We start from the raw sequence: 871 nt of genomic DNA on the forward strand, positions 1-871 counted from the left end.
GTCGGGCCGGTTGGGCCGGTATCTCCCGTTGGGCCGGTATCTCCTGTTGGGCCGGTGTCTCCCGTTGGACCGGTCGGACCGGTATCTCCTGTCGGGCCAGTGTCTCCCGTCGGGCCGGTTGGGCCGGTATCTCCCGTTGGGCCGGTTGGACCGGTATCTCCTGTCGGGCCAGTGTCTCCCGTTGGACCGGTGTCTCCTGTAGGACCAGTCGGACCGGTATCTCCGGTTGGGCCGGTATCTCCTGTAGGACCAGTTGGACCGGTGTCTCCCGTTGGACCGGTTGGGCCGGTGTCTCCTGTCGGACCGGTATCTCCTGTCGGGCCGGTGTCTCCCGTCGGGCCGGTATCCCCTGTCGGGCCGGTGTCTCCTGTCGGGCCGGTATCCCCTGTCGGACCGGTGTCTCCTGTCGGGCCAGTCGGACCAGTATCTCCCGTTGGACCGGTGTCTCCTGTTGGACCGGTTGGGCCGGTGTCTCCTGTCGGGCCAGTCGGACCAGTATCTCCCGTTGGGCCGGTATCTCCTGTCGGACCAGTTGGACCAGTGTCCCCCGTTGGGCCAGTCGGACCAGTATCTCCAGTTGGACCGGTATCTCCGGTTGGGCCGGTATCTCCTGTCGGACCGGTATCTCCTGTCGGGCCGGTTGGACCGGTATCTCCCGTTGGGCCGGTATCTCCTGTCGGACCAGTTGGACCGGTATCTCCGGTTGGGCCGGTATCTCCTGTTGGACCGGTTGGGCCGGTGTCTCCCGTTGGACCGGTTGGGCCGGTGTCTCCTGTCGGGCCGGTATCTCCTGTCGGGCCGGTTGGACCGGTATCTCCCGTTGGGCCGGTATCTCCTGTCGGACCAGTTGGACCGGTATCTCCTGTCGGGC

1 protein-coding gene is annotated in these 871 nt (G+C 66.1%); it reads right to left on the reverse strand.

All coding sequences use genetic code 11. From position 1 onward, the window contains the following. Window positions 1-871: hypothetical protein (locus BQ9856_RS13300; RefSeq protein WP_200801372.1), on the reverse strand; the 871-nt coding region annotated here is incomplete at both ends.

It is taken from the genome of Clostridium sp. Marseille-P2415, from assembly GCF_900155545.1.
Lineage (GTDB): Bacteria > Bacillota > Clostridia > Lachnospirales > Lachnospiraceae > Lacrimispora.